1 protein-coding gene, 4 pseudogenes and 1 other annotated feature are annotated in these 2,169 nt (G+C 42.8%); of the genes and pseudogenes, 2 read left to right on the top strand and 3 right to left on the bottom strand.

The features are described from left to right. Window positions 1-153 (top strand): annotated as a pseudogene (locus Aba26S_RS20750) (ATP-binding protein); the annotation flags it as partial. Here Aba26S_RS20750 and Aba26S_RS20745 read toward each other — a convergent pair. The 3 genes and pseudogenes from Aba26S_RS20745 to Aba26S_RS20735 form a co-directional block, all read right to left on the bottom strand. Next, window positions 128-379 (bottom strand): annotated as a pseudogene (locus Aba26S_RS20745) (hypothetical protein); the annotation flags it as partial. The pseudogenes Aba26S_RS20750 and Aba26S_RS20745 sit on opposite strands and share 26 nt — an antisense overlap. Before the next feature lie 69 nt (window positions 380-448). Continuing rightward, entirely contained in the window at window positions 449-697 is a 249-nt protein-coding gene (locus tag Aba26S_RS20740; RefSeq protein ID WP_004684367.1) for a hypothetical protein, read from the bottom strand. Then, a pseudogene (locus Aba26S_RS20735) lies at window positions 690-1,580 on the bottom strand (site-specific integrase); the annotation flags it as partial. The gene Aba26S_RS20740 and the pseudogene Aba26S_RS20735, both read right to left, overlap by 8 nt. Window positions 1,581-1,690: 110 nt before the next feature. Between Aba26S_RS20735 and Aba26S_RS20730 the strand changes: the two are divergent. Beyond that, a pseudogene (locus Aba26S_RS20730) lies at window positions 1,691-2,165 on the top strand (transposase); the annotation flags it as partial. Next, window positions 1,930-2,046: a sequence feature (AL1L pseudoknot), on the top strand. Its footprint overlaps the pseudogene before it by 117 nt. Window positions 2,166-2,169: the final 4 nt, after the last annotated feature.

Raw genomic sequence — 2,169 nt, 5'->3', positions numbered from 1 at the left:
TTACGCGCAGAAACAACGGAAACACTCTGCCCTACCCATCATATACCCCTGATGGAAATTGCCGGTCACAGGCTCTGTAAATTGTGTGCCAAAGAAACCGTCCATCACTCACATGCAGCCTATGCAGATGAGCTGCAACAGCGGTTGCTGCAACTAATTCCAATGCTGTCAGCGTATTCAACAAAGTTTTAGCCTTGGTATGCTGCGGTAATTTCGTGATGCTGCATACCGTTGCTAAATCATGAGGAATAGTTCCATTTTTCCAGAAATCCATCATTAACAGCAGTGATGCACCGATTTGCTCTGCAGTCATTCGTGCAAATTTTGCCTGTAAGTCGCCAATATAGAGTGGCATCCAAATTGAAATATCTTTATGCATGTGTTCACCTTTTTTATAGGTATAGAGGGGCTAAGGTCATCGATTGGACGACCTTGTATATTTATTAGATCAGGGAGCTAAGCTCATTAACCGGAGGCGAGCCTGTTGGGCCAGGTCGTCGTAATGGGCTTGTCCATCATCCAGCATTCGCTGTAGCCAAAGTCTCAACGCCTGGTGATCATCGAAGCATTTATTGATTTCCAGCAAAAAGGCCAGATTGTGCAGTTTGGGAATGTGTAACTCATGAATGAGTTCACGCGCGACCATATCTGCTTCTGGGCTAACGACTACACCACCAAAGAAAGCTTTACTATTCATGTGCAAGCTCCTCTGTATTTAGTCTTTCCAGCATGGCTTCAAATGCACTGCCATCGCGACGCGTAACATTGGGAATATAGCGGCTGTAAACACGGAACAGCATTTCAGTGGTCGAATGACCTAGCTGACGTGCAATCCATTCAGGATTTTCACCCGCAGATAACCAAAGTGTGGCAGCTGTGTGACGTGTTTGATAAGCACGACGAGGCGTTAATCCTAAAAAACGCAGGATAGGGTGCCATACACGCTTATTAACTAAACGGTAGTCTAGAGGACCACCATCACGGTTGCAGAAGACGAAGTCCGATTTTCCGTTGTTGAGGCTTTTCTGTTGCAGAAAGGCTTGGTACACCCGGTCATTCATCTGGATCGTGCGGTCAGAACCATACGTTTTGGTTCCACCAAGAACACCATTCACTAACGCTTCACGGATATGGATCTCACGACGTTGCAAGTCGATATTTTTCCATTGAAGGCCATCGATTTCACTGGTGCGCATACCCGTAAAAAAGCGGATGGTGTAATAAGGTTTAAAGTCGTCACGAACAGATGTAATAATTCGCTGAACTTCTTCAAGAGAGAAAGGCGTGACTTCAATCCGACCTTCTTTCAAACTTTTTATGTTTTTGTAAGGGCTATCAAAATCATATCGTTCGGATGCGCTATCTAGTATCATACGAAGTACTGTCATAATCTGGTTGATTCGTGATGGTGAAAGGCATTCTTGGTTATTTCCGTATGTCACTTTGGCGAGGGATGAACGGAATCCAAGGATGTCTGACTTTTTGATGTTAATAACAGAAATTGTTCCGAAATATGGAGTTAAATATTTTCGAATAACAATCCTAATTTTTTCTGCGTAGCTGCTACGCCATTCTATTTCTGAACCGTACCGGGTTTGTCGGAGACCAAACTTTCTGAGATGAGACGCATTGCTTCGCAAGACGTAGCGAAGCGTAGTGATCCGATGAAAAACCTAAATATACCCCTGAAATCAGAGATAGAGCGGTTCAATTATTGATTGAATTTGAAAAAGATTATCCATCGAATTGGGCTACGATTGCGCCTAAAATTGGTTGCACTCCTGAAACTTTACGAGTTTGGTATCAAAAATATTTAGATCAACAAAATTCAATTAAAGTACAGCAACTTCCATATCAAGAACGTATTAAACAGCCCGAACGTGAAAATAAAGAAGTGCAACGTGCGAATGAAATTCTCCTTAAAGCAGCCACTTTTTTCGCCCAGGTGGAGCTCGAACGCCCACACAAATAATGCTGGATTTCATCCATAACAATAAAGACTTATATGGCGTTGAGGCGATTTGTAAGATTTTTCCGATCGCAGCTTCTACCTATTAATTTAATTAAAAATGGGGGTATTACCCCTAGATCTAGTTGATGGGAAGCTTCGCTTCGCAAGGGAACATCAAACTAAGCGAGATCTACATGATTTGCATCATGCTGAATAAA

Source organism: Acinetobacter sp. NBRC 110496, assembly GCF_000876115.1.
Lineage (GTDB): Bacteria > Pseudomonadota > Gammaproteobacteria > Pseudomonadales > Moraxellaceae > Acinetobacter.
Note: the sequence above shows the minus strand (reverse complement) of the source record. Positions and strands in the feature narration are given on the sequence as shown.